The following is a 2,800-nucleotide window of genomic DNA, read 5'->3' on the forward strand; positions in this document are numbered from 1 at the left end:
GCTTGGATTCGGCACTCGCTAGCTACGACTTTTCGGCCGGTTACATGAGAAGAGAGACCAGTTGGCGTTGGGCAAGTATCAATACCAGGTTGGGTCCAGTTAAGTTGGGGCTCAATTTAGCCGCAGGTGTTAATGAAACAGGCAGCTGTGAAAATGCGGTGTGGGTTGATGGCGTGCGTCATTTCCTTGGGCCTGTTCATTTTGAATTCGATCGTAGTCACCAAGAAAAGCCTTGGCGAATTGACTCGCATGATGGGCAAGTTAACTTAACGTTCACTCCACTCAATAAACGCAGTGAAAAACTCAATCTATGGCTACTAAAAAGCAACTTTCGCCAGTTTATCGGTCACTTCAATGGGACGATAAAAGATTCGTCAGGCAACGCTTATCAACTCGTCGATTGCCTTGGTTTAACTGAAGACCATTTTGCTCGCTGGTAAGGATGAATATGGACATTTCTAAACTCATTGATCACCCTGAATGGCTACTGCTCGTTTTAGCTCCGGTATTTCTATTATGCATGCTGGCTGAGTACTATTTAGGCCAAAAACGGGGTCGATTACCTGAGAACTCCTCCTATCACCTCAAAGAAGTGCTGTGTAATTTTACACTCGCTGGGATGCATCAGCTGAGTGATTTACTGACGGGCCTCTTGATAGCGAATCTTTATATTTGGTTATTTGGCTGGAAAATGTTTGATATTGATATGAACCTAGCCAGTTTCATATTACTCGTGGTTCTACAAGATTTTTTCTATTACTGGTTTCACCGAGCAAGCCACCGTATTCGCTGGATGTGGGCGGCACATGTTGTTCATCACAGCTCGGAGCGGATGAACTTTAGCACCGCGTTTCGCCAGAGCTTAATGTACCCTTTCGCCGGCATGTGGTTGTTTTGGCTACCGTTAGTGGTGATCGGTTTTGAGCCTAGCTGGGTAATCTTTGTGGTATTGCTTAACCTTGGTTTGCAGTTCTTTGTTCATACGCAGTGGGTACGTACTTTAGGCTTTTTAGAGTATGTGTTTAATACGCCATCCCATCACCGTGTTCATCATGGCGTGAACGCTCAATACATCGATAAAAATTACGCCGGTGTGCTCATTGTATGGGACAAGTTATTTGGTTCGTTTGAACCAGAGCGAGACCCCGTTCGCTACGGGATATCCAAACCCATCAAGAGCTTTAATCCATGGACGGTGACCTTTACGGAGTGGAGAAACATGTTCGCCGACGGTTTCTCTTCGTCAAAAACATTAAGACAAAAGATGAAGGTGTTCTATTCACCACCCTCAGACTGATCGCATGACTCCGTGGCTTAGTTTGAATATCTTACTTTCAAGCATATTACTTTCAAACACATGCTTGCCGAAAATCGAGTCAGGAAACTCTTGGTTGGCCTAATGGCTTTCCATTCATCTGTGTGTATTTCTGCTGCCTTACCCGTTTAATTTCATGGCGTTTTTTGGTTTTTGATCGTTAAGCAGCAGCTAAATGTTATTTATTCATTTAATTACGCCTTTCAACTGGATAAACGGCGGGTTACTAACTATAAAATTATTAATAACAATAAAAAATTAACTAAGGAATAGTTATGAAATTTAGCCACAAAATTGTTGCGGCGTCCTCTTTGCTGCTTCTGGTAACCGTTTCAGCTCTTACTGCAAAGCAATACTTCACGATGCAAGAGGAACTCAAACAACAGGTGGAAGCCAGTGTTACTGAGATTGTCGATGGGGTGAGAAACACGGTGGCAGCGGAGATCAATGGTCGTAAAGCCATCGCGGCCTACGCAACCAGTATGATTGAATCGGACCTCTCTCCAGAGAGAATCGAGAATGTCATTACACGACCCATTGTAAAAGATACGTTTTTGCTCGCCGGGTTAGGTTTTGAGAGTGACGGTTCAAACATCAATAACGACCCCAACTGGAACCCAGGACCGACCTGGGATCCTAGAGCAAGGCCTTGGTATAAAGATGCCAAGAACGCTAATCGACTTATTATTACCGCACCTTATGCAGATTCAGCCACTAACGAAATTCTGGTGTCTATTGCGACACCTGTGAACGATAACGGTCGTTTCATTGGAGCGATCTTTTATGACGTATCACTGGCTCGTCTTGCTGAACTGGTTAACCAAGTTAGACTTTTCAGCGCGGGTTACGTTTTTATTGTCGCCGGTGACGGTACGACCATCGCGCACCCGGATGCGAAGAAAAATGGCACCCCCATGTCTGGATACATGCCAAATGTCAGTATTCTAGAGGAGCCTCAGCAAGTTGTGCTTGATGAGACTGCGTATACGCTTGATTTTGCAGCTGTGCCCGGGGAAGACTGGTTTGTTGGCGTGGTGCTTGATGAAAGCATTGCTTACGCCTCTATTGACGACCTGCGCAATAGTTCGATTGTTTATACCCTTGTGGCACTATTGATCAGTATTGCCTTGTTACTCATCTTGATTAAAGCTTTGATGAAACCTTTGGATGTACTCAATACCGCGATTCAAGGTGTGGCTTCTGGTGAAGGGGATTTAACACAACGTTTAGATACCAATACTGACCAAGAATTCTCTCAACTGGCCGAAGGCTTTAATACTTTTACCGGTACCTTACAGCAACTGATTAGTCAGTCTAAAGCGATTGGCGTTGAAATACTGCGCGGTTCAGAAATGACATCCAATGGTTTGCAACAATCAGCGAATGCAATGCAAGAACAGCTGCATGAATTAGAACAACTGGCGACCGCGATGCATGAAATGGCAACCACATCTTCCGATGTAGCTTCTAATGCTCAAGGGGCAG

Annotated in this window: 3 protein-coding genes; all 3 read left to right on the forward strand. The window is 44.6% G+C overall.

Annotated elements, in window-relative coordinates; translation table 11 throughout:
* The coding region (locus tag ACP45E_RS15725; RefSeq protein ID WP_141707361.1) for a DUF2804 domain-containing protein at window positions 1-440 on the forward strand (440 nt) is incomplete at its 5' end.
* Between the two features lie 8 nt (window positions 441-448).
* Window positions 449-1,297, forward strand: coding sequence for a sterol desaturase family protein (locus tag ACP45E_RS15730; protein ID WP_017036235.1), 849 nt, complete (start codon window positions 449-451; stop codon window positions 1,295-1,297).
* 293 nt (window positions 1,298-1,590) lie between these two features.
* A partial coding sequence (locus tag ACP45E_RS15735) for a PDC sensor domain-containing protein (RefSeq protein ID WP_141707362.1) occupies window positions 1,591-2,800 on the forward strand: 1,210 nt, incomplete at its 3' end.

This window comes from Vibrio genomosp. F10 str. 9ZD137 (assembly GCF_049974785.1).
Taxonomy (GTDB): Bacteria; Pseudomonadota; Gammaproteobacteria; order Enterobacterales; family Vibrionaceae; genus Vibrio.

What these genes read in the sequence shown, in the direction of transcription:
- ACP45E_RS15730 (WP_017036235.1), top strand. Translation starts at nt 449, where the DNA reads ATGGACATTTCTAAACTCATTGATCACCCTGAATGGCTACTGCTCGTT.